Raw genomic sequence first — 22,978 nt, 5'->3', positions numbered from 1 at the left:
GGCGCCGGGGGTCACCGGAAGGCCGCTCGTTATCGTTTCGTGATGGCGTGAGCTCATGGCGATCATCTGAAATGACCAGTTTGAGCTGCCATGCATTCATCCCACCGTGCCGGACGCCACCGGTCCTCCCGTCGCAGGCGCCGTCCGCGCCGCCGGGGCCGGGGCTATCTGGTCGCCATGCTGGTGGTCGCAGGGCTGCTCGGCTCCGTCGCGTTCTTCCTGGACGACGGGCGAAGTGACGCGTCGAGCGGCGCCCCGCGCCCGCGGAGCGTGGTGCACGTCACCCCCACCCCGACTCCCACACCCACACCGACCCCCACCCCGACGCCGACGCCGACCCCCACCGAGATCGACGTCCCCGCGACGGGCAGCGGCACCTTCGTCACCGCGCAGGCCGGCGGCGAGAAGGTCGGTCGCGGTCCCCGTCCGCTCCGCTACGTGGTGAAGGTCGAGACCGGCCTCGACATCTCGCCGGACCAGGCGGCCAACGAGATCGCCGACATCCTCGCCGCCCCCCGGGGCTGGACCCACAACCCCGCCTTCGCGTTCCAGCTGGTGAGCGCGGGACAACCCCACGACCTCACGGTGCGGATCGCGACGCCGGGCACGGCGGACGCCCTGTGCTGGACGGGCATCAAGCAGGACACCCAGGGCGAGTACAACTGCGAGGTCCCCGGCGGGGTCGTGGTGAACCTCAAGCGCTGGGTCAAGGGCTCGCCGACGTTCGACGGCCCGATCCACGACTACCGGGCGCTGATCATCAACCACGAGATGGGGCACTTCCTGAACTACACGCACACCACCTGCGCGGGCCCCGGACAACCGGCCCCGGTGATGATGCAGCAGATCAAGGGCCTGCACGGATGTGTCGCCAACGCCTGGCCCTACGACAGGAACGGTCACTTCGTCACCGGCCCGCACGTGCCGTGAGCCGGCGTTACAGCTCGGTCATGATCCGGGCCAGGAGCCATCACCTGCGGACGCCAGCCTTGGACGCACGAACCCGGTGACGCCCCCTCAGGGGCGACGACCTCCCTTCTCCCCCGATCGGATGGATGAGCATGTCTGGATCCCGCACTGTCCGGAGACTGGCCGCGGCGGTGAGCCTCCTGCCGCTGCTGGCGGCCTGCGGCGCGCAGTCGGCATCGCACGCGGCGGGCGGTGGCAAGGACCCGGCCGGAGCGCGGGGACAGCTCGACGTCCCCGCGGACGCCGGCGCGGAGCTCAAGGAGCAGTACCGCCTGCAGAACGCCATCGCGGCCTGCATGAAGAAGAAGGGCTTCCCCTACACCCCCGTCGCCCCCGAGGACCCCGCGGACTCCTGGGCCACCGACGGGGCCGACTACGGCCTGACGAAGAAGTACCGGCAGAAGTACGGCTTCGGCGTCTACGCGGGCGTCGTCTACCCCGACGATCCCCAGGCGCCGGGCAGCGAGGCCGCCCGCGACGACGCGAACATCTCGCCCAACGCGGACTACGTCGCCACCCTCACCTCCGCGCAGAAGGCCGCCTGGGACAAGGCCATGGGAGGCCCCCCGGACCCGAAGACCGGTGAGAAGCAGTGGACCGGATGCGACGGGGAGGCCAACAAGGAGGTCTACGGCAACGCCTCTGCCCAGGAGCGGAGCGTCACGACCGCACAGCGGAACCAGGCGAACGCGCAGGCGCTCAACGGCGATTCCCGGCTGGTCACCCTGGCGCAGTCCTACGCCTCGTGCCTGAAGGACCACGGCATCCCCGTCACGACGACGCAGCCGACCGGCATCGGGGAGATGGTGAAGCTGCAGGCGATGACCTCCGCCGCCCCCGGCGCCATGGCCGGTGTCGCCGAGGCGCACCCCGACGGTACCTCCACGAAACCCATGGGCAAGGACGAGGCCATGCCCCTGCTCGCCAAGGACATCGACCTGGCGCTGCAGGACCTGGAATGCGGCAAGGCCTTCCGGGCCGCCTACTTCCCGAAGTTCTTCAAGGCCCCGACCAGCGGCGGCGGTGCCGGGTGAGCCAGCGTCGCAAGGTGGGCAGCCGGCCCAGGCAGCTGGGCGTCATCGTCGCCGGGGTGGGGCTGGTGGGCGCGGGCGGCTGGTTCGCCGGATCGCAGATGCAGTCGCCGGCCGACGCGGCCGCCGCCCACCGCCCGCCGAAGGCCGGACCGGTCACCGTCGCGGTGGAACGGCGGTCGCTGACCGCGAGCGTGGTGGCCCAGGGCTCGGTGGAGTTCGCCTCACCGCAGAGCCTGGCGCTGGCCGGGCCCGTCGGGTCCCCGGACTCCGGCGCCGGGGACTCCGGGGCCGGCGACGCCGCCGTCCAGCGCGTCACCAAGGCTCCGGTCGCCGGATCGGAGGTGAAGGAGGGCGACGTGCTGATGCAGGTGAGCGGCCGGCCGGTGCTGGTGCTCAGGGGATCCGTCCCGATGTACCGCACGCTCGGTCCCGGCGCCACCGGCGACGACGTCGAGCAGCTCGAACGGGCCCTGGGCCGCCTCGGGTTCGACCCGGGTGGGACCACCGGGACGTACGGGCAAGCCGACGCCGCGGCGGTGAGCCGCTGGTACAAGAGCAAGGGCTTCCGCGCCGAGGAGCCCGGATTCGCGGACAAGCAGCAGTTGGGGACGCTGGAAGCGGCCGTGACCACCGCACAGCAGGCACTCCTGGACGCACAGGACCCCGGCAGCGGCTCCGGCGCCGGTGGCGGATCCGGAAAGCTGCGGCTCAAGGCGGCACAGCAGCAGCTGGACGCGGCCAACGCCGCGCTCTCCGCCTTCCAGGCCGGCTACGGCACCAAGATCCCGGCGGGCGAGGTGGTCTTCCTGCCGGACCTGCCGGCCCGGCTGGACAAGGTGTCCTTGAAGACCGGCGACACCCCGTCCGGAACGATCGGCACCATGACCAGTTCCAAGGTCGTGGTGCAGGCCGTGGTGCCGGGCAGCGACGCCAAGCTGCTCCACAAGGGGATGACGGCCCAGGTGGAGACCCCCGACGGCACGAAGGTGCGGGGGCGGCTGGTGGCGCTCGGCGACGAGGTCCCGAAGGACGACGCGGGCGACGGCAAGGACGCGCCGGGGACGTCGGGGGGCGGCGGCGAAGCGGCGGCCCCCGTACCGGTGCAGATCTCCGTCCCATCGGGGAAGCTGGCCAAGAACGCCAACGGGTCCGCGATGGTGACCATCGAGGTGGGTTCCTCCGACGGCGACGTGCTGACGGTGCCCATCGCCGCGCTGCACACATCGGCCGGCGGGCAGGCCAGGGTGCAGGTCGTGCGGGGCGGCAAGGTCGTGGACGTCCCCGTGAAGGCGGGCCTGTCCGCGGACGGCCAGGTGGAGGTCACCGCGTCCGGTGACGACCTCACGGCGGGCGATCCGGTGGTGGTCGGACGATGACCGGCCCCGCACTGTCGGTGGTGCCCGACGCGGACACCGTCATCCAGCTGGTCTCCGTCGGCCGGACCTTCGACTCAGAACCGCCGGTGCACGCCCTGCGGGACGTGGACCTGGCCGTCCGGCGCGGCGAGCACCTGTCGATCGTCGGCCCGTCCGGCTCCGGCAAGTCGACGCTGCTCAACACCCTGGGGCTGCTGGACCGCCCCACCTCGGGCGCGTACTGGCTCGACGGCGTGGAGACCAACACCCTCGGCGACCTCCAGCGCACCTCGCTGCGCGGCAGCCGGATCGGATTCGTCTTCCAGTCCTTCCACCTGCTGCCCTACCGGACGGTGGACGAGAACGTCATGCTCGCCGAGGCCTACCGCCGGCCGCGCCCGGGGCGCGGCCGGGCCGGCCGCCGCGCCAGGGCCGAGGAGGCACTGCGACGGGTGGGCCTGGCACACCGCACCGGCTTCCGGCCGGACCGGCTCTCCGGTGGCGAGAGGCAGCGCGTGGCGATCGCGCGGGCGCTGATGAGCGAGCCCGCGCTGCTGCTCTGCGACGAACCCACCGGCAACCTCGACAGCGAGAACACCGCGTCGGTGCTGGACCTCTTCGACCAGCTCAGCGAGCAGGGCATGACCCTGGTCGTGATCACCCACGAGGAGACGGTCAGCGCGCGGGCCGACCGCCGGGTGCGGATCAGCGACGGACGCCTCACCGAGGAGGACCGATGAGGACCCGGGTACGCGTCCCGGCCCCGGCCGCTCCGCCGATCGCCGGGCCGCCCCCCGGCGGACGGCACACCGCCCGCCGGGCCCGGCGCCGCGGCAGGTCCAGGGGCATCGAGCACCCCTGGATGGACTTCCGGGACCTGTGGACCGAGGCGCTGGCGGGGGTGCTCGCCCGTCCCATGCGTTCCGCCCTGACCACCCTGGGCACCGTCCTCGGCATCACCACCCTGGTCATCACCATCGGGGTCTCGTCCACGGCGGGCAACCAGATCGTCGGCCGGTTCGACGCACTCACCGCCACCTCGGTCACGGTGGTCGTGCCCGCGCCGCCGCCGTCGGCCGACCCCGTCCCGCTCGTGGACTGGTCGGGCGTCGAAGCCGTCCGGCGGCTGGCCGGGGTCGACTCGGTGGCGGCCATCGCCGAATCCCAGGCGACCGCGAGCGTCCAGGTACGGGCGAACGACGTGGTGGCACCCGGGGAGGTCACCGGCCAGACCGTGGCGGTCGTCGCGGCGTCCCCGACGCTGCCCGCCGCGGTGCGCGGCACGATGACCGCCGGACGCTTCTTCGACGACGGGGACGTCGCCCGGCACGGCCGGGTGGCGGTGATCGGCGACCAGGCCGCACGGCTGCTCGGCATCGGCTCGGTCAAGGACTCGCCCGCCGTCTTCCTCAAGGGCCAGGCCTTCACCGTCATCGGGATCCTCGGCGGAGCCGAACGGGAACAGCAGCTCGCCACCGCCGTGATCCTGCCGCCCACGACGGCGCAGGACCAGCTCGGCCTCGGAGTGGTCACCCGGGTACTGATCAACACCGCGCTCGGCGCCGCGAACCAGGTGGCCCACCAGGCACCCATCGCGCTGGCCCCCGGAGCCGAGGGCGCGCTCGCCGTCACGGCACCGCCCGACCCGGCCAAGGCACGCAAGGGAGTACAGGGCGACGTCAACGGCCTGTTCCTGGTCCTCGGACTGGTCTCGCTGGTGGTCGGGGCCATCGGCATCGCCAACGTGACGCTGGTGACGGTCATCGAACGGATCGGGGAGATCGGACTGCGCCGCGCCCTCGGCGCCTCGCGACGCCAGGTCGCCGGCCAGTTCCTGCTGGAGTCGACGACCATAGGACTCCTCGGCGGCGTCGTCGGCGCCGCCCTGGGCATGGTCGTCGTGGTGGCCGTCTCCGCCGTCCGGGACTGGACCCCGGTCCTCGACGTCCGGCTCGCCTTCGGCGCCCCGGTCGCCGGAGCCCTCGTCGGACTCCTGGCCGGTCTCTACCCCTCCCTGCGGGCCTCCCGCATGGAGCCCGTCGACGCCCTGCGGTCCTGAGGCGGGTGGTCGTGGTGGGACGGCCGTGGCGTGAGCGCGCGCTGATACACGGTTGATGCATGGCCGAGCGCCACCGGACACCCGCCGGGGCGTCCGCCTCGCGCATGATGGGAGTCCCCGTACCTGCGTCCGATGGGAAGAGAGTGTCGGTTCTGGTGACAGAGGGGGCCGCCCCGGCGCCCGTGGCGGTCCTGCTCGTCGAGGACGACGAGGTGATCCGCAGATCGGTCACCATGGCGCTGGAGCGCTACGGCTACCGCGTGACGTCGGCGGGTGACGGCCTGACCGGGCTCGAACTGTTCCGGGAGGGCCGCCACGACCTGCTGCTGCTCGACGTGATGCTGCCGGGCCTGGACGGGATCGGGCTGTGCCGCAGGGTCAGGGAGACCAGCATGGACCCGATCCTGATGATGTCCGCGCGCGGCGACGCACTGGACGTCGTCTCCGGCCTGGAGGCGGGCGCCGACGACTACGTGGTCAAACCCGTGGACACCGCGGTGCTGGTGGCCCGGATCCGCTCGCTGCTGCGCCGGGCGACCTTCACCCCCGGCTCCGCCCCCGCAGTGGTCCCGCCCCCGGCGGACCCGGTGGGGCGGCCGCAGGACCCCGCCCGGCTCGTCTTCGGTGACCTGACGATCGACACCGCCGGTCTTGAGGTGTTCCGGGCGGGCGCACCCGTCGCGCTCGCCCCCACCGAATTGCGGCTGCTCCTGGAGTTCGCCGCGAACCCCGGCGTCGTGCTGGACCGGAACACCCTGCTGCGCAACGTGTGGGACTACGGCTGGGACGGCGACAGCCGTGTGGTGGACCTCTGCGTCCAGCGGCTGCGGAAGAAGATCGGGGCCGACCGGATCGAGACGGTCCGCGGCTTCGGCTACAAGCTGCGGCGCTGAGGTGGACACCGTACGGGACCTGCTCAACTGGCGTTCGCTGCGCTGGAGGATCGCCCTCCTCGTGGCCGTGGCCTGCTGCGCGATCGCGCTGACCGTGGGGGTGCTGGTCCACCGCAGCACCCTGGAGCGGTCGATGAACGACGGCGGCGCGAAAGCCACCGCCCAGCTGGACCGGGCCCTGGAGGACTACGCGCGCGACGGCGTGCCGCCCCAAGGGCTGGAGACGTCGCCCGCCGCGATGCCCGCCGGACTGCTGGACCGGCTGCGGCACGGGCAGGGGCCGAGCACCGGGCACGCCACCTGGTACGACGGCGACGGTCCCGGGGACCACCCGGAGATGTGGGCGGCGCGGATGTACGGGGGCGGCCCGGTGGCGATGAGCACCGACATGACGTCCGACCTGCTCACCCGGCGCGCCCTGGACCGGCACATGTGGAAGTACTCCCTGGCCGCGCTGGCCGTCGTCGTACCGCTCACGGCGCTCGCGGCCGAGCTGCCCAACCGCAGGCTGCGGCGCGTGGCACGGACCGCGCGCCGGATCGCGGCCGGTGACCTGGCCGCGAGGACCGCGGACGGCCGCGGCGGCCGCAGCGGCGACGAGATCACCGAGATCTCGGCCACCGTCGACTCGATGGCCGACAGCCTGCTCGGGCGGCTGACGGCCGAGCAGCGCTTCACCGCCGACGTCGCCCACGAACTGCGCACCCCGCTGATGGGCCTGGTCACCGCGAGCGGGCTGCTGCCCGACGGGGAGGCCACCGACCTGGTCCGGGACCGGGTGGGGGTGTTGCGCGACCTGGTGGAGGACCTGCTGGAGATCTCCCGGCTCGACGCCGGCGCCGAGCGGGCCGAACTCAGACCCGTCCCGCTCACCGAGGTCGTCGAGGACGCGCTGGCCCGCACCGGGCTGCGGACACGGTTCGCCTCCGACGGCACCGCGTACGCACGGACCGACCCGCGCCGGGTCGACCGGATCGTGGCCAACCTCGTCGTCAACGCCCACCGGCACGGCGGCGCGCCCGTCGAGGTCGCGGTGGCGGGGACCACGGTGACCGTACGGGACCACGGCCCCGGATTCCCGCGCGAGCTGCTCGCGGACGGGCCCCAGCGGTTCCGCACCGGGGCCTCGGAGCGCGGTCGGGGCCACGGCCTCGGGCTGACGATCGCGCTCGGCCAGGCCCGGGTCATCGGCGCGTCGCTGTCCTTCGCCAACGCGCCCGACGGCGGGGCCCTCGCCACGCTCCGGTTGCCCGCGGCCGACTGAGGCGCGGCGCGCGGCCGGACGGCGTCGATACACGACGGATGACCGGTCGAGCGGTGGCGGAGGCACGGTCACGGCCGGGCGGACACCAGCGCGTTCCACGGTGGGCGGTGTGCGTGAGAGCCACGCCGTGATCCCGTGGAGGTGCCCGTCCATGCGCCCAGTCCCCGAACCCCGCGAACGTGACACCGGTGGACCGTGGTCCGCGGCGGGCCGGTCGCTCCGCGCACGGCGTATCCCCGTGCCCATCGTGGCAGGCGCGGCTGCCCTGGTCACCCTGATCGTGCTGGGCGCGCTGGTCGTCGCCACGGGCGACGACGGCGACGGAGGCGACGGGTCCCGGACGGGCGGTCTCCTCGGCCGGCGGCCGGAGCACCGCCCCACGGTGTCGTTGCCCTGGCCGCACGAGGGGCAGGCGAGCGTGCTGGTCGAAGGGCTCGGCGACGGAGGTGACCTGGGGGACCGTGGCGCGCAGAACCCGGTGCCCATCGCCAGTGTCGCCAAGGTGATGACCGCGTACGTGATCCTGCGCGACCATCCGCTGCGCGAGGGCGCGACCGGCCCCCGGGTCACCGTCGACCGGCAGGCCGCGGACGAGTCCGTGTCCGGCGTGGAGTCCAGCGTGCCGCTCAGGCAGGGGCAGCGGCTGGGCGAACGGCAGCTGCTGGAGCTGATGCTGATCCCCTCCGGCAACAACGTCGCCCGGCTGCTGGCCCGTTGGGACGCGGGAACGCAGGAGGCCTTCGTCGCCAAGATGAACCGGGCCGCCGACCACCTCGGCATGGACCGGACCACCTACACCGGGGCCAGTGGCATCGAGGCCACCACCACCAGCACCTCCGGCGACCAGCTGAAGCTGGCCCGGCAGGTCATGCGCGACCCGGTGTTCGCAGCCGTCGTCGCCCTGCCCGGCACCACCGTCCCCGGAGTGCCCGGCACCATCCTCAACACCAACACCCTGCTCGGCACGTCCGGCGTGATCGGGCTCAAGACCGGCTCCAGCACCCCCGCGGGCGGCGCCCTGATGTGGGCGGCCACCGCCACCGACCGCCGCGGACGCGGCCATCTCGCCCTCGGCGTCGTCCTCCACCAGCGTCCCGGCACGAGCCCGCAGGAGGGCCTGAACGCCGTCCTGGGCACCAGCCACACCCTGGTGGAGGGCGTACGGCGATGGGTAGCCGGGACGGACCCCGCGTCCGCGGCCGGTGCCCGGTCCGGGGACCGGTGAGCCGGCCGTGACCACTCTCCTCCGCGTACCCGGCGCTCCGCCGGAACCCGAGCCCGCGCGCGGACGACGGCCGGACAGGTGCCCCGGCATGTGGCGACGAGGACGCGTCGCCGCCGCCCTCGCGGCGTCGGCCGCCCTCGTCATGAAGGGCCACACCCACGTCCCCAATGGGCCCGGCCACCTCGGCAGCCTCGTCGAGACCTTCCTGCCCTGGACCGGCCTGGCCGTACCGCTCCTGCTGCTGTGCGCGCTGCTGCGGCGCTCCGCGACCGCCGCCGTGGCCGTCCTGCTGCCCGCCGTCGTCTGGTGCTCGCTCTTCGGCGGGGCACTGGCCGACAAACGGGCGGCCGGCGGCGACCTGACCGTCGTCACGCACAACGCCAACGAGCAGAACCCGGACCCGGCGCGCACCGCCCGTGCCCTGGCGGCCTCCGGCGCCGACCTGGTGGCCATTGAGGAAGTGGGCGACAACGCGCCGGCGTACGGCACCGCGCTGGGCACCGCGTACCCCTTCCACTCGGTGCAGGGCACGGTCGGCCTGTGGAGCCGCTACCCGCTCTCCGGCACCCGGACGGTCGACATCGCGCCCTGGCCGCGTGCCCTGCGTGCCACCGTCCGCACCCCCAAGGGGCCCGTCGCCGTCTACGTCGCCCACCTGCTGTCCGTCCGGTTCACCCCCGTGTACGGCTTCGGTACGGCCGGACGCGACGCCGCCGCGCGCGCTCTGGCCGACGCCCTGCGCGCCGAACCCCTGCCCCGCACCCTGGTCATGGGCGACTTCAACGGCACCACGGACGACCGGGCCCTGTCCGCGGTCACGTCCCACCTACGTTCGGCCCAGGCCGAGTCGGGTGCCGGGTTCGGGCTGACCTGGCCCGCGTCCTTCCCCGTGGCCCGGATCGACCACATCCTGGTGCGCGGTATGGAACCGCGGTCGGCCTGGACCCTCCCGGCCACGGGCAGCGATCACCTGCCGGTGGCGGCATCGGTCCGTCTGTAGGCGGGCAGGTCCACCTCCGCCCACACGACCTTGCCGCCGCCCGGCACCGGCCGGCAGCCCCATCGGCGGGACAACTGGGCCACCAGGTAGAGGCCACGGCCGTGGTCGTCCAGGGACCGTGCGCGACGCCGCCGCGGGAAGCACCCGTCGGCGTCGGACACCTCGCAGGTGAGGACCTGATGCCGGATCAGGCGCAGCACGACCGGGCCGGCTCCGTGACGCAGCGCGTTGGTGACCAGTTCGCTGACGATGAGCCTCGCCGGGTCCTCGAGCCCGTCCAGGCCCCACGCGGTCAGTTGACGGGCCGTCATGTCCCGGGCCTGGCGGGCGGCGGTCCGGTCACCGGGCAGAGTGAAGGAGGCGACCTGGTCCGGGGCGAGGGAGCGGGTCCGGACCAGGAGCAGGGAGACGTCGTCGGACGCGGCCCGGCCCCGGAGGGCCTCCGTGGCGAGACCGCACAGGTCCTCCAGGGACCGGCCCGGCCGGGCGAGGGCGGTGCCCAGGCGGCGCATGCCCTCCTCGATGTCGTGGTCCCGGTTCTCGACCAGGCCGTCGGTGTACAGGGCGATGAGGCTCCCCTCGGGCAGCTCCACCTCCACGGCCTCGAACGGGTCTCCCAGCCCGATGCCCAGCGGGGCCCCGGTGGGCAGGTCGGGGAAGGTGACCCGGCCCTGCGGGTCGACGATGACGGGCGGGGGGTGACCGGCCCCCGCCATGGTGCAGCGGCGGGTGGCGGGGTCGTAGACGGCGTACAGACAGGTGGCGCCCATGACGGCGGGGGCCGCGTGGTCGTCACCCTCGGCCAGCCGCTGGAGGGTGTCGTCGAGGCGGGTCAGCAGTTCGTCGGGGGGCAGCTCCATGTCGGCGAGGGTGTGGACGGCGGTGCGGAGCCTGCCCATGGTCGCTGCGGCGTGCAGACCGTGCCCGACGACGTCGCCGACGACGAGGGCGACCCGGGCGCCCGACAGGGGGATCACGTCGAACCAGTCGCCGCCGACGCAGTGGTCCACGTCGGCGGGCAGGTAGCGCGATGCCGTCTCGACCGCTGCTCCGCCCTTCAACTGGCGGGGGAGCAGGGTGCGTTGGAGGGTGAGGGCCGCGGTGTGCTCGCGGGCGTACTGGCGGGCGTTGTCCAGCGACAGTGCGGCGCGGCCGACGAGCTCTTCGGCCAGCAGCAGGTCGACGTCCTGGAACGGCGACTCGTTCTCGGTGCGGACGAACAACGCCGTTCCCAGCAGCGTGCGCCTCGCCCGGATGGGCACGATCATGATCGAGTGCACACCGTTGCCGCGGAGCCGGTGCGCCAGCTCCGGCGCGGTGTCGAGCCACGTGCCGGGAGCGGTGTCGAGCGTCGCCTCCAGGCGGGACCTGCCGGTACGCAGCACGTCGGTGAGGGGCGAGACCAGGGGCACACCGATCGGTTCGCCGCGCAGCCACGGGGACTCGGGGACCCCGGGGTGGATCGAAGCGAGCCCGGCACGCCGGAAACCGGGCAGGCGCCTGCCCTCGGCGCCGACCCGAACCGGAGGGCCCTCGCCGAACGAGACCGACAGCTCCAGGTCCACGGCGGCGTAGTCGGCGAGCAGGGGCACGGCGAGGTCGGCCAGCTCCTGGCCGGCCTGCATCACGTCCAGGGTGCTCCCGAGCCGCGCACCGGCCTCGCCGAGGACGGCGAGGCGCTGGTGAGCCCGCCGGCCCTCGACGACGTCCGCGCTGATGACGCACACCCCCAGTGCCTGGTCGTCCGCGTCCAGGAGGCACTGGCAGGACACCGCGAACGGCCGCTCCCGGCCCGGAGCCGTCGGTTGCCAGGTGCGGTACTCGTGGACCCTGGAGGTACCGCTCTGCAGCACCTGCCGCATCAGCGCCTCGATGGCCCGCGCCTCGGCGCCGGAGCGGATGTCGGGGAACCGGCGCCCGAGGCGCCGGTCACGGGGGAGGCCGTCGTGGCTCTCCATCGTGTCGTTCACACCGGTGCACCGCAGTTGCCGATCACGGATGATGACGCCGATCGGCGCGCGGGTCAGCAGCGATGCCCGCACCGACTCGTTGATGGAGCCGGCGGACGACGTGCCGGCATTGACCAGGGAGGCGAGCCACTGCGGCTCGCCGTCATGCCCCTGCACCTTCGAGATCCGCAGCGTGGTGTCGACCACGCGGCCGTCCCGGTGGCGCACCGCCGTCACGCCCGGCCAGCCGTTCCGGGCGCGGCACTGCTCGACGAAGGCCGACATCGACAGCGCCGACCCGTACGACGGCAGCACGTGGGCGGCTGACCGGCCCACCATGTCGCCCGCGGAGAATCCGACGAGCTGCCGGGCGGCCTGCGTCCATCCGAGCACGGTTCCCCGCTCGTCGAGCAGGGCGATGGCGGTGTCGGATATCTCGGCCGTGTTCAGCTGTTTGCCAAGTGACATGTCGGGGCTGAGTGTGGTCGCCAAGTGGCTGCCCTCGGATGGATGGGGGATGGGTGCGACAGGGGCTCGAGCTTCTTTGCCCCAGTTTGAAATGTTGACCGGGCAACCATCCGTTTTGTGACAGCCTGGCGTGGGCAGCGCTGTGACCTGTGGTTCTTTCGCAGAAGGTTGCTGGAGGCAATGTGTTCTCCCGGATAGTGGATCCACGCCGGTGTGCCCCTCTGGCTCTGGTCACGGGTCCTGCGCGTCCCTTCGTGGACGCCGTCGCTGGTTGCCTCGTGACCGGCGCATCCCGCGCAGACGGAGGGCGAGGATCAGGGCCGAAACGCCGAACAGGACGGCGGTGACGGCCAGCCACCGGCCGAGGTAGACGGCGTCGGTGAGTCCCGTGGCGCCCGGGTAGGGGGCGGGCAGGCGGAGGATCAGGGGGAACCAGACCAGGAGGAGCACGCCGGACAGGAAGGCGGGCACGCGGAGGTGGTTGATCCACGCCGGTCCCGGCATGGCCCGGGCCCGGTGCGGCAGTACCGAGCGGGCCGAGAGGTCGGCGAGGGAGTACAGCGGCAGCAGGATCAGGTCGTGCAGGACCGCCGCTCCCACCAGCCAGATCGCGACCCCCACGGGCCGGACGGCGAACAGGCGTACGCAGGCGTAGCCGGTGACGGCCAGCGAGCAGACCAGGACGAGCAGGTGCAGGGGGTTGGCGCCGTACCAGCGCAGGTAGCGGGCCATGGTCAGGACCGGAAGGTGAGTCGGTGCACCCACTTGGTGTTGTTGACCCCGGGGTTGGCCGGCACGATGACGCGCGCCGGGTAGCCGTGGTCCATGGACAGGTCCGCTCCGTTGACCCGCAGGGCGAGCAGGGCCCTCGGGTCGTGGATCTGGTTCCCGCGGAGCATCACCGAGCGGTACGGCCCCGAGGGCTGGACGGACTCGACCAGCACGCTCCCGGCGTTGGGCAGACCGCTCAACGCCGCGAGGTCGGCGAGCCGCAGACCCTCCCAGCGCTGGTCGGTGGTGGACCAGCCCTCCACACAGGCGATGGGCAGGGCCGCGCTGTGCCGTGGCATCGCGCTCAACTGCTCGAGGGAGAGGACCAGGGGCCGTCCGACGCCGTGCACCTCGAGCCGCCAGGAGGGGCCGACGAGCTCCGGGGTCACGCCGACGGACGCCGCCGTCTTGTTGATCTGGAAGGCGTTGGGTCCGCTGCCCGGGTCGCGATCGTGTGGGGCGAGCAGCGCCGTGCCACGCAGCCGCCCGCCGATGCTCTGCCCGGCCGTGACCGCCAGCAGCAGGAGCGATCCGGCGCCGACCATTCCCACGGCGCCCCGCCGGCTCATGGTGGCGGCCGCGGGTGCGACCGGCACCAGGCCGTCCGCATCGGGAGGTTCGGGCCGGGTGCCGGCGACGCCGATGCGCAGTTCCCGGAAGGGATCGCGACTGCGCAGGGCGCGCGTCATCCGGCGGAGCCTCAGGCTCACGTGGACGGCGAAGGCGGCGATGAACACCCAGGCGCCGTAGAAGTGCAGGGTGTAGAAGGAGCCGGGGAAGACGTAGAACAACTGGACGTTGAAGATCCCGGTCACGAACTCGAAGATGACGCCGCCCACCAGGAGGAGCAGCGACAGCCGTTCGAGCGCCTGGGCGACCGATCGCAGCGGCGGCCATGCGAAGAGCTTGGGGATGACCGACCACAACTTGGCCAGCACCACCGGCACGAGAGCGACGCCGAGCGTCACGTGGACGCCCTGGGTCAGCCTGTACAGCCAGTAGGGGCGGGTGGGCCAGTCGAAGAGGTAGAAGCCCAGCAGCCCCTTGTCCGGGGTCTGGTCGTTGAGCGGGCCCAGATCCGGGTTGTACGCGGCGTACGAGAGCGCGCCGGTCACGAACACCACCGGGATGCCGAACAGCAGCACCAGACCGAAGACCGACGTCAGCCACGGCCCCCGGATCGGGCTGCGCCAGAACTCCGGACGGAAGGGCCCCGGAGGTCCGGCCGCCGCCGCGCGTCGTGCGACGTCCCTCGTGCGTTCGACCGCCGTTGCGGTGAACTCCCTGAGCGGCCGTCGTGGAGGCGCCTGGGGCTCCTCGGGGCGACCCGGAGGTCCGCCCGAACCGGCCTGCGACGGCTGATCGTGGTCGCGCATCGACTGACCCTCCGCTGTCAGGGCGCGTGCCGGAGGGCAACGGCCGTGATCTCGCCCCCACACATAGCCTGACCTCGGCCGTCTGGCGTCCCGCCACCACCGGGGACCGCGAGATTCCAGCCGAAGAGGCGTGCGCTCTGCGTAGGCGGGCGTCCGGGCGCCTCGCGTCGGCGGGCCCTGCCACCGGGAGCGGACGTCCCTGTTCCGTAAGGGGTCGGGACGTTCCGCGGCGGCCTTGCGGCGGCTGTGATGGGAGGCATGAGATCGCGCTTGTTTCCGCCGGTGTTCACCGGCAGCCTCCATGATGCCCGCACGGCGACCTCGATCGGACGCTGGCTCGGACTCGCCTTCCTCGTGTGCTTCGTCACCGGCCTGATCAGCCACGTGCTGCAGCATCCGCCCATGTCGCCGGCCGGTGGTCTGCCGACCCGCCCGGTGTGGGGGTACCGGCTGACGCAGGGGCTGCACGTCGCCTCGGGTGTCGCGGCGGTACCGCTGCTGCTGGCGAAGTTGTGGACGGTCTACCCGCGGCTGTTCTCCTGGCCGCCGGTGCGGTCGGTGCGGCACGCCATGGAGCGGGTGTCGGTGGCGGCGCTGGTGGCGGCGGCCGTGTTCGAAGTCGCCACCGGGCTGCTGAACACCGCGCAGTGGTATCCGTGGCCGTTCTCGTTCGTGCCGGTGCACTACGCAGTGGCCTGGCTGCTCACCGGATCGCTCGTGCTGCATGTCGCCGTCAAGGCTCCGGAGATCCGCGCCCACTGGAGGCGGCGGTCGCCGGGAACCCTGGCGCTGCCCCAGGCGGACGGTGCCGACCGGCGCTCGCTGCTTGCCGCCGTGGCGGCGGCGGTCGGCACGGTCACCGTGACCACGGTGGGACAGTCCTTCACCCCGCTCAAGGGCCTCATCCTGCTGGCCCCGCGGCATCCGGACCACGGGCCGAACGGCCTGCCGGTCAACCGCACCGCCGCCGCGGCCGGAGTCGGGCTGATCGTGGCCGACCGCTATCGCCTGACGGTGGCCGGGCCGCGGCCGCGCACGCTGACACTGGATGAGCTGAGGGACCTCCCGCAGTACGAGGCGGAGCTGCCGATCGCCTGTGTGGAGGGCTGGAGCAAGACCGCGCACTGGACGGGGGTGCGGGTCATGGACCTCCTGGACCTCGTGGGGGCCCCACCCCACGCCCGGGTACGGGCGGTGTCCCTGCAGACCCGGGGCGGCTACCGGGTCTCCGAGATGGGGCACGAGTACGCCCGCGACCCGTTGACCCTGCTCGCCCTGCGCCTCAACGGCGAGGAACTCAGCCCCGACCACGGCTACCCGGCGCGTCTGATCGCCCCGAACAGGCCCGGTGTGCTGCAGACCAAGTGGGTCGGCCGGCTGGAGGTGCTGTCGTGAGGACGAGCGTGACGCGGCGGCTCACGGGCGCGGCCGGTCTGGTGCTGGTGGGAGTGGGCGCCTACCAGCTGCTGGGGGTGGGCGACCTGACGGGCGTTCTGATCTGGCTGGGCGGCGCGGTGGTGCTGCACGACGTGCTCATCGCGCCGCTGGTGCTGCTCATCGGGTCGGTGCTGGTCCGCGGGGGCGTGCGCGGCCCCGTCCGCGGCGCACTGATCGTCGCGGGCGCTGTGACGGCGGTCGCCCTGCCGGTGATGCTGCGCCCGGGGAAGCCGGCCAACTCCTCGGTCCTGCCGCTGGACTACCCGCGCAACTGGCTGCTCACGCTGGCGGCGGTGGCGGTGGTCGCGGCCCTCGTGCTCGTCGTGCGGGGTGCCCGCCGCGGCCGTCGGCCAAGACGTGCGGCGGGAAGGCTTACGAACCGCTGACGTGTCGGCGTCGTACGGTCGCCGGCCGGGTCGGTGGCCGTACGGTCGGGACATGTTGATCCTGGTCACCGGAGGTGCGGGCTTCATCGGCTCGCACGTCGTCACCGCCCTCACCGGCGCCGGGCACGAGGTACGCGTGCTCGACGCCCTGCTGCCCGCCGCGCACCGCACGCCCCCGCCGGTTCCCGACGGGGTGGACTGGAGGCACGCGGACGTCCGTGACGCGGCGGAGGTGTCCGAGGCCCTGCGGGGCGTCGATGCCGTCTGCCATCAGGCGGCGATGGTCGGCCTCGGCAAGGACTTCGCCGACGCACCCGCCTACGTGGGCTGCAACGACCTGGGTACCGCGGTGCTCCTGGCCTGCATGGCCGGGGCGGGAGTGAGGTCCTTGCTGCTGGCGAGTTCGATGGTGGTCTACGGCGAGGGACGGTACGAGTGCCCGTCGCACGGTGTCGTGGGACCGGGACCGCGCGAGGTGGCCGACTTGCGGGCGGGACGCTTCGAACCTCCCTGTCCGAAGTGCGGCGAACCGCTGGCGTCCGGGCTGGTGGGCGAGGACGCCCCGCTCGACCCCCGCAACGTGTACGCCGCCACCAAGCTGACGCAGGAGCACCTCGCCTCCGCCTGGGCGCGCGCGGTGGGCGGACGGGTGATCGCGTTGCGGTACCACAACGTGTACGGGCCGGGGATGCCGCGTGACACCCCGTACGCCGGGGTCGCGTCGCTGTTCCGGTCCGCGCTGGAGCGCGGTGAGGCACCACGTGTGTTCGAGGACGGCGGCCAGCGTCGTGACTTCGTCCACGTACGGGACGTGGCCGGGGCCAACCTCGCGGCCCTGGACGGGCTGCCCGGTCTGCCGGAGGGGACCGCGAGGCCGTACAACGTCGGCAGCGGCGAGCCCCACACGGTGGGGGAGATGGCCGCCGCCCTGGCCGGGGCGCACGGAACGCGGGTGCCGGTGGTCACGGGCGAGTACCGGCTCGGCGACGTCCGCCACATCACCGCCTCCTCGCGCAGGCTGCGTGAAGAACTGGGCTGGAAGCCGCGGGTGGCCTTCGCGGAGGGGATGGCGGAGTTCGCGACGGCCCCGCTGCGAAGCGGCTGACCGTCAGCCCGGCCGCCGGTCGCGTCAGGCGGCGGGCAGCCGGACCTCGAAGCGGCAGCCGCCGGGGACGTTGCGCACCGCCGCCCGGCCCTTGTGGGCCTCCACGATCCCCCGGACGATCGCCAGGCCCAGGCCCGCTCCGGCGGGCGGGGTCCGTGCGTCGGTGCCGCGCCAGCCGGTGTCGAAGACACGGGGCAGGTCCTCCGCGGGGATGCCGCCGCAGCCGTCCGTCACCGACACGACGACGCTGTTCGCCTCGCGGCGGGCGGAGACCGCGATCGTGCCGTCGGCCGGGGTCCGGTGGATGGCGTTGACGAGCAGGTTGGCCAGTACGCGGGACATCTCGCGTCCGTCGACCTCGACCGGGACCCGCTCGACCCCGTCACCGACGATCCGCACACCGTGCTGCTTCGCGAGGGTGGCCGTGCCCGCGAGCGCGTCGCCGACGAGGTCGTAGACCGACATGCGGGTGGTGTTCAGGGCGAGGACGCCGGCCTGGATGCGGGAGAGTTCGAAGAGGTCGCCGACCATACCGCTCATGCGCTCGACCTCCGCGCGGATGCGGACGTGGTACAGGCTCGGGTCGTCGACCATGCCGTCCTCCAGGGCCTCGGTCATGGCCTGCAGTCCGGCGAGCGGGGTGCGCAGGTCGTGGGAGATCCAGGCGACCAGTTCGCGGCGGGATTCCTCCAGGGCCCTCTCCCGCTCCCTGGACGCGGCGAGCCTGGCGCTGGTGGCGGCCAGTTCACGACCGAGTTCGGCGAGTTCGGCGGTGGGCGCGGCGGCGGGCGCGGTGAAACCGCCGCCGTCGCCGAGGGCGCGGGTGGCCTCGGCGAGGGCCCGGCTGCCGCGGACCACGCCGCGGCCAAGCGCGAGCGCCACCCCGAGCGAGACGACCGCGGCGATGGAGCAGACCATGGTCACGACCCACAGGTCGTGGTCGGACAGGAACATGGCCCAGGACACCAGCATGGTTCCGGCGAGCATCGCCGCGACCGTGACGGCGGCGACCACCGCCAGGGACACCGCGACCGAGCGGTTGCGCAGCAGCCGCAGGACGCCCGTGCCGAGCAGGCCGGCACAGGCCGCACCGATGGCCGCGTAGGCCACGATGAGGAGGGTGTCATGCACCATCGGGGGCTCCCTGGTCCGCGGTCGGAGGGTCGAACCGGTAACCCACGCCCCACACGGTGCTGATCAGGCGGGGGTGTGCCGGGTCGTCCTCGACCTTCTCGCGCAGCCGCCGGACGTGGACGGTGACGGTCGACAGGTCGCCGAACTCCCAGCCCCACACCCGGCGCATCAACTCCTCCCGGCCGGCGGCCCGCCCGGGATTGCGCAGGAAGAACTCCAGCAGGTCGAACTCGCGGATCGTCAGGGCGAGTTCGGTCCCGTGCCGCGTGACACGGCGAGCGCCTGGGTCGAGGGCGAGGGCGCCGGCCCGCAGCCCGGATCCGGCCGGGGCTGTCCGGGTGGCGTGGTCTCCCGTACGGCGCAGCACCGACTCCACCCTGAGCACGAGTTCGCGGGGGCTGAAGGGCTTGGTGACGTAGTCGTCGGCCCCGACCTCCAGGCCGAGGATGCGGTCCTCCTCGTCACCGCGCGCCGTCAGCATGACCACGGGGATGGGGCCGTTGTCGCGGATGCGGCGGCAGACCTCGAGGCCGTCCATGCCGGGGAGCATCAGGTCCAGGACGACCAGGTCGGGGACCCGGACGGCGGCCATGGCCACGGCGGCGGGGCCGTCGGCGGCCACGTCGACGTCGAAGCCGGCCCGGTTCAGGTAGCCGACGACGACCTCGGAGACGGTGGCGTCGTCGTCCACGACGAGTACGTGTTTCACGCCACCGAGTGTGGCACCCGGCCTTCGGCCGACGGTGGGAGCGGAGGCGGACGTCAGCGATCCGTAAGGTGCCCATATCCCTTTTGGGCTTTTTGTCTCCGTAGGGTGAGTGGGGTGATCGAGACTTCCCCTCCTCCTTCCGCCCCGGTGGACGTGGTACTGCCCTGCCTCGACGAGGCCGAGGCCCTGCCGTGGGTGCTGGATCGCATCCCCTCCGGCTGGCGCGCGATCGTCGTCGACAACGGGTCCACCGACGGCTCGGCGGACATCGCCCGCGCCCTCGGGGCGCACGTGGTCCACGAACCGCGCCGCGGTTTCGGTGCCGCCTGCCACGCGGGGCTCACCGCCGCGACGGCCGACGTCGTCTGCTTCTGCGACTGCGACGCCTCCCTCGACCCCGCGCTGCTGCCCGCCGTCGCCGTGCCCGTCCTCGACGGCGTGGCCGACCTCGTCCTCGGGCGGCGCAGGCCCCTTACGCGCGGTGCCTGGCCGCTGCACGCCCGGCTGGCCAACCTGGAACTGGCCCGACTGGTCCGCCGGCGTACCGGCCTGCGCCTCCACGACCTCGGACCGATGCGCGCCGCCCGGCGCGATTCCCTGCTCGCCCTGGACCTGACCGACCGTCGCTCCGGCTACCCGCTGCAGATGGTGGTCCGCGCCGCCGACGCGGGCTGGCGGGTGGAGGAGACGGACGTGCCGTATCGCCCGCGCACGGGCCGCTCCAAGGTCACCGGCACCTGGCGCGGTACCTGGCACGCGGTACGGGACATGCGTTCCGTCCTGGCCGAACCCCCCACCGCCGACCCGGCGCCCGCGGCAACGGCCCGGGGGACCGGACGATGAGTCCCCGCCACCCGGCCGGGAACCCGGCCACGCTGTTGGTCATCGCCAAGGAGCCCGTCCCGGGGCGGGTCAAGACACGGCTCACCCCGCCCTACACACCCCTGGAGGCGGCCACCCTCGCGGAGGCCGCCCTCGCCGACACGCTGCACACGGTGCTCAAGACCCCCGCGCGGCGTCGCGTCCTCGTTCTCGACGGCGCTCCCGGACCCTGGCTTCCGCCCGGCTTCGACGTCGTGCGCCAGGAAACCGGCGGTCTGGACGAGCGGATCGCGGCCGCCTTCGCCCGCTGCGACCGCGGACCGGCCCTCCTGGTCGGCATGGACACCCCGCAACTGACCGTTGAACACCTCGCGGAGGCCGGACGCGACGGCCACGACGCCTGGTTCGGTCCGGCCGAGGACGGCGGCTTCTGGGCGCTGGGACTCGCCGATCCGGGGTGCGCCGAGGCCCTCGTACGCGGCGTTCCGATGTCCACCGGGCACACCGGTGCGACGCAGCGGCGCCGGCTCGTCGAGGCGGGGCTCAGCGTGGGCGACCTGCCGGTGCTGCGCGATGTGGACACCGCCGCCGACGCCGCCGCGGTCGCCGCGTGCTGCCCGCCCGGCTCGCGCTTCGCCACCACGCTGAACTCGCTCGCGGAGACCGGCCGGTGAGCGACACCGCAGGCGGTTCGGATCCCGCCCTCGCCGAGCGGACGCCGCGGACCGCGGCCGGCTGGAACCCCCGGACGGTGGCCCGCCCCGCCGGTCTCCCCGCACAGTCGCAGGCGGCCAAGCGGCAGTGGCCGGCGCAGCCGGGGGAACCGTGGACGGACGACCCCTACGCCCATGCCCTGCGCACCGGTCGCGGCCCGCTCTTCCTGCGCCGCCTGTCGCCTCCGGCCCCACCGGACGGCGCCGGAGGGGGAGGGGAACTGCTTCCGCTGGACGTCGAGCGCTGGTGCGCCGCCCCCGACGCCGCCGACGCCGCCGTCCTGAAGCGCTGCACCGGCCCCGTCCTCGACGTGGGTTGCGGACCGGGGCGTCTGGTCGCCGCCCTCGCCGTCCGGGGGGTTCGGGCACTCGGCGTGGACGTGAGCCCGGCCGCCGTGGCCCGGACCCGGCAACACGGCGGTTCCGCCGTACGCCGGTCCGTCTTCGACCGCCTGCCGGGGGAGGGGCGCTGGGGAAGCGTCCTGCTGATGGACGGCAACGTCGGCATCGGTGGCGACCCGTTCGCCCTCCTCACGCGCCTGCGCACCCTGGTCGCGCCGGGTGGAAGCCTCCTGGCAGAGGCCGCTCCGCGCGACGAGGACGAGCGCCTCACCGTCCGGGTCGAGGACGGCCACGGCCGGCACGGCCGCCCGTTCCCCTGGGCCCGCCTCGGCACCAGCGTCCTGCTGCGCACCGCCGAGGCCGCGGGGTGGATCCCGGCCGGCCGGTGGACGGCCGAAGGCCGGGCGTTCGTGGAACTGCACCGCCCGCGGGCCGGCCATCGTGCCGGGCCCCCCGCGGCCACCGGAGGGCCCGGACGACCATGAGCGACACAACCGCCGCACAGCACCAGTCCCCGCAGCCGCCGTCCCGTCCTACGGAGGCGCGCGTCAACCGCGCACCTGACCGTGTCCGCACCGTCGCCGTCGCGGTCCTCCTCGCCGCACTGACCGTCGTCGTCATCGGCACCCTCCGCGCCGGCGACAGCCAGAACGAACCGGGCCGCCTGTTGGCCGGATACGCCGTCGCATGGACACTGTTCGCCGCCTCGGCATGGGCCGTTCGAAAGGTGCCGGCACGCGCCGCCACCGCACTGGTCCTGACCGGAGCGGCCGCCGTGACGCTGGCCGGGCTCGCCGCACCTCCCCGCACCAGCACCGACATGTACCGCTACGCCTGGGACGGCCGTGTCCAGGCCGCAGGGATCTCCCCGTACGCCCATCCCCCCGCCGCACCCGAACTCGCCAAGCTGCGGGACGACTGGCTGTTCCCCGTCACGGATTCCTGCCGGGCCTGGGGACTGACCCGAACGGACAGCGGCCTGTGCGCCCGCATCAACCGCCCCACCGTCCCGACCATCTACCCGCCCGTCGCCGAAGGCTGGTTCGTGACCGTCCACATCCTGTCTCCGCCCGGCAGCCGCCACAAGCCGCTCCAAGCAGGCGGCGCCGTCGTGGCGTTCGGCACCACCGTCGCCCTGCTCGCGGTGCTGCGCAGGCGCGGCGACCAGCGCGGGGCCCCGGCCCGCACCGCCCTGTGGGCGTGGTGCCCGGCCGTCCCCTTCGAGGCGGTCGACAACGCCCACGTCGACACCCTCGGTGTCCTGCTGACCGTGCTCGCCCTCGGTACCGCCACCGCGGGCGCCCGCCGAGGAGGACTGCTCGGCGCCGCCGTCGCCGTGAAACTGCTGCCGCTCCTGACGCTGCCCGGCGCGCTGTCCGGGGAGCGCAGTCCGGCCCGCATCCTGCGCACGGTGTCGGCGGCGGTCGCCGTGGTCGCCCTCGCCTACCTGCCGTACGTCGCCGTGTCCGGCACGGGCGTCCTGGGCTACCTGCCCGGCTACCTGCAGGAGGAGGGATACGAACCCGGTGACGTGCACCGCTTCGCCCTGCTGCGGCTGCTGCTCCCGGACGCCGCCGCAGGAGCGTTCGTCCTCGTGCTGCTGGCACTGCTGGCCCTGTACGTATGGTGGCGCGGCGACCCGGCCCGCCCCTGGCGCGGCGCCCTGCTGCTGACCGGTACGGCGCTGCTGCTGGTCTCGCCCAACTACCCCTGGTACTCACTGCTCGTCGTCGGCCTCGTCGCGCTCGACGGCCGCTGGGAGTGGCTGGCCGTCACTCTCGCCGGCACGGTCCTCTACCTCGGGGGCCGGTTGCTGCCGGGCGTCCCGCTCCAGGCGTGGGCCTACGGCGCGGCCGCCGTGTGCGTCGCCTGCGCGGCCTGCCTGCGCGCGGCCCCGGCACAGCGACTCCTGGCCCGGCGCCGGCCGAGCACCTGACGTACCTCGACCCGGGGCGGGGGGCCGCCCG

21 protein-coding genes are annotated in these 22,978 nt (G+C 73.6%); 16 read left to right on the top strand and 5 right to left on the bottom strand.

Annotated elements, in window-relative coordinates; translation table 11 throughout:
* Nucleotides 1-183: 183 nt before the first annotated feature.
* The 9 genes from AC1VWI_RS05870 to AC1VWI_RS05830 all read left to right on the top strand — a co-directional run bounded on the left by AC1VWI_RS05870 (nucleotide 184) and on the right by AC1VWI_RS05830 (nucleotide 9,799).
* Entirely contained in the window at nucleotides 184-930 is a 747-nt protein-coding gene (locus AC1VWI_RS05870; protein ID WP_499516729.1) for a DUF3152 domain-containing protein, read from the top strand.
* 170 nt (nucleotides 931-1,100) lie between these two features.
* Nucleotides 1,101-2,003, top strand: a complete 903-nt coding sequence (locus AC1VWI_RS05865) for a hypothetical protein (protein ID WP_499509853.1) — start codon at nucleotides 1,101-1,103, stop codon at nucleotides 2,001-2,003.
* The gene (locus tag AC1VWI_RS05860) at nucleotides 2,000-3,379 is read left to right on the top strand and encodes a peptidoglycan-binding protein (protein ID WP_499509852.1); all 1,380 of its coding nucleotides are present in this window, start codon (nucleotides 2,000-2,002) and stop codon (nucleotides 3,377-3,379) included. The genes AC1VWI_RS05865 and AC1VWI_RS05860 overlap by 4 nt, the downstream gene beginning before the upstream one ends.
* The gene (locus AC1VWI_RS05855; RefSeq protein WP_499509851.1) at nucleotides 3,376-4,098 is read left to right on the top strand and encodes an ABC transporter ATP-binding protein; all 723 of its coding nucleotides are present in this window, start codon (nucleotides 3,376-3,378) and stop codon (nucleotides 4,096-4,098) included. The genes AC1VWI_RS05860 and AC1VWI_RS05855 overlap by 4 nt, the downstream gene beginning before the upstream one ends.
* Complete coding sequence (locus tag AC1VWI_RS05850; protein ID WP_499509850.1) at nucleotides 4,095-5,417, top strand: ABC transporter permease; 1,323 nt, start codon at nucleotides 4,095-4,097, stop codon at nucleotides 5,415-5,417. The genes AC1VWI_RS05855 and AC1VWI_RS05850 overlap by 4 nt, the downstream gene beginning before the upstream one ends.
* A 107-nt stretch (nucleotides 5,418-5,524) precedes the next feature.
* Nucleotides 5,525-6,310: a two-component system response regulator CseB gene (gene cseB, locus AC1VWI_RS05845; RefSeq protein WP_499516728.1), complete on the top strand. Its 786-nt coding sequence runs from the start codon at nucleotides 5,525-5,527 to the stop codon at nucleotides 6,308-6,310.
* A 1-nt stretch (nucleotide 6,311) separates the two neighbouring features.
* A complete protein-coding gene (locus tag AC1VWI_RS05840; RefSeq protein WP_499509849.1) occupies nucleotides 6,312-7,574 on the top strand; it encodes an ATP-binding protein in 1,263 nt (420 codons plus the stop codon).
* 151 nt (nucleotides 7,575-7,725) lie between these two features.
* The gene (locus tag AC1VWI_RS05835) at nucleotides 7,726-8,799 is read left to right on the top strand and encodes a D-alanyl-D-alanine carboxypeptidase family protein (protein WP_499509848.1); all 1,074 of its coding nucleotides are present in this window, start codon (nucleotides 7,726-7,728) and stop codon (nucleotides 8,797-8,799) included.
* A gap of 88 nt (nucleotides 8,800-8,887) precedes the next feature.
* Nucleotides 8,888-9,799, top strand: coding sequence for an endonuclease/exonuclease/phosphatase family protein (locus AC1VWI_RS05830; protein WP_499509847.1), 912 nt, complete (start codon nucleotides 8,888-8,890; stop codon nucleotides 9,797-9,799).
* On the opposite strand, the gene AC1VWI_RS05825 is transcribed toward AC1VWI_RS05830, so the two are convergent.
* From AC1VWI_RS05825 to AC1VWI_RS05815, 3 genes are all read right to left on the bottom strand, one after another.
* Nucleotides 9,766-12,216, bottom strand: coding sequence for a SpoIIE family protein phosphatase (locus AC1VWI_RS05825; RefSeq protein WP_499509846.1), 2,451 nt, complete (start codon nucleotides 12,214-12,216; stop codon nucleotides 9,766-9,768). The genes AC1VWI_RS05830 and AC1VWI_RS05825 overlap by 34 nt on opposite strands.
* 231 nt (nucleotides 12,217-12,447) lie before the next feature.
* Nucleotides 12,448-12,948, bottom strand: coding sequence for a hypothetical protein (locus tag AC1VWI_RS05820; protein WP_499516727.1), 501 nt, complete (start codon nucleotides 12,946-12,948; stop codon nucleotides 12,448-12,450).
* A gap of 2 nt (nucleotides 12,949-12,950) precedes the next feature.
* The gene (locus tag AC1VWI_RS05815) at nucleotides 12,951-14,363 is read right to left on the bottom strand and encodes a molybdopterin-dependent oxidoreductase (protein WP_499509845.1); all 1,413 of its coding nucleotides are present in this window, start codon (nucleotides 14,361-14,363) and stop codon (nucleotides 12,951-12,953) included.
* 258 nt (nucleotides 14,364-14,621) lie between these two features.
* On the opposite strand from AC1VWI_RS05815, the gene AC1VWI_RS05810 reads away from it, so the two are divergent.
* Genes AC1VWI_RS05810 through AC1VWI_RS05800 form a run of 3 tightly spaced genes read left to right on the top strand, consistent with a single transcriptional unit; the run spans nucleotide 14,622 to nucleotide 17,291 of the window.
* Nucleotides 14,622-15,758 carry a molybdopterin-dependent oxidoreductase gene (locus AC1VWI_RS05810; protein WP_499509844.1) on the top strand — a complete coding sequence of 379 codons (1,137 nt, stop codon included), beginning with the start codon at nucleotides 14,622-14,624 and terminating at the stop codon, nucleotides 15,756-15,758.
* Complete coding sequence (locus AC1VWI_RS05805; protein ID WP_499509843.1) at nucleotides 15,755-16,186, top strand: hypothetical protein; 432 nt, start codon at nucleotides 15,755-15,757, stop codon at nucleotides 16,184-16,186. Before AC1VWI_RS05810 ends, AC1VWI_RS05805 begins: the two co-directional genes overlap by 4 nt.
* A 52-nt stretch (nucleotides 16,187-16,238) precedes the next feature.
* Nucleotides 16,239-17,291, top strand: coding sequence for an NAD-dependent epimerase/dehydratase family protein (locus AC1VWI_RS05800; protein ID WP_499509842.1), 1,053 nt, complete (start codon nucleotides 16,239-16,241; stop codon nucleotides 17,289-17,291).
* A gap of 24 nt (nucleotides 17,292-17,315) precedes the next feature.
* On the opposite strand, the gene AC1VWI_RS05795 is transcribed toward AC1VWI_RS05800, so the two are convergent.
* Both AC1VWI_RS05795 and AC1VWI_RS05790 read right to left on the bottom strand, forming a co-directional pair.
* A complete protein-coding gene (locus AC1VWI_RS05795) occupies nucleotides 17,316-18,425 on the bottom strand; it encodes a sensor histidine kinase (protein ID WP_499509841.1) in 1,110 nt (369 codons plus the stop codon).
* Nucleotides 18,415-19,134 carry a response regulator transcription factor gene (locus AC1VWI_RS05790; protein ID WP_499509840.1) on the bottom strand — a complete coding sequence of 240 codons (720 nt, stop codon included), beginning with the start codon at nucleotides 19,132-19,134 and terminating at the stop codon, nucleotides 18,415-18,417. Before AC1VWI_RS05790 ends, AC1VWI_RS05795 begins: the two co-directional genes overlap by 11 nt.
* 114 nt (nucleotides 19,135-19,248) lie before the next feature.
* Between AC1VWI_RS05790 and AC1VWI_RS05785 the strand changes: the two genes are divergently transcribed.
* From AC1VWI_RS05785 to AC1VWI_RS05770, 4 genes are read left to right on the top strand one after another with little or no spacing between them, the layout of a single operon-like run.
* Nucleotides 19,249-19,977, top strand: a complete 729-nt coding sequence (locus tag AC1VWI_RS05785; protein ID WP_499509839.1) for a glycosyltransferase family 2 protein — start codon at nucleotides 19,249-19,251, stop codon at nucleotides 19,975-19,977.
* Nucleotides 19,974-20,630, top strand: a complete 657-nt coding sequence (locus AC1VWI_RS05780; protein WP_499509838.1) for a TIGR04282 family arsenosugar biosynthesis glycosyltransferase — start codon at nucleotides 19,974-19,976, stop codon at nucleotides 20,628-20,630. The genes AC1VWI_RS05785 and AC1VWI_RS05780 overlap by 4 nt, the downstream gene beginning before the upstream one ends.
* On the top strand, nucleotides 20,627-21,496 hold the full coding sequence (locus AC1VWI_RS05775) for a class I SAM-dependent methyltransferase (RefSeq protein WP_499509837.1): 870 nt from the start codon (nucleotides 20,627-20,629) through the stop codon (nucleotides 21,494-21,496). The genes AC1VWI_RS05780 and AC1VWI_RS05775 overlap by 4 nt, the downstream gene beginning before the upstream one ends.
* Nucleotides 21,493-22,947 (top strand): glycosyltransferase 87 family protein, encoded by a 1,455-nt coding sequence (locus AC1VWI_RS05770; RefSeq protein ID WP_499509836.1) that lies wholly within the window; start codon nucleotides 21,493-21,495, stop codon nucleotides 22,945-22,947. Before AC1VWI_RS05775 ends, AC1VWI_RS05770 begins: the two co-directional genes overlap by 4 nt.
* Nucleotides 22,948-22,978: the final 31 nt, after the last annotated feature.

This window comes from Streptomyces sp. TOM-9 (assembly GCF_056858595.1).
The sequence above is the reverse complement of the archived record's forward strand: the minus strand, read 5'-3'. Positions and strand labels throughout refer to the sequence as shown.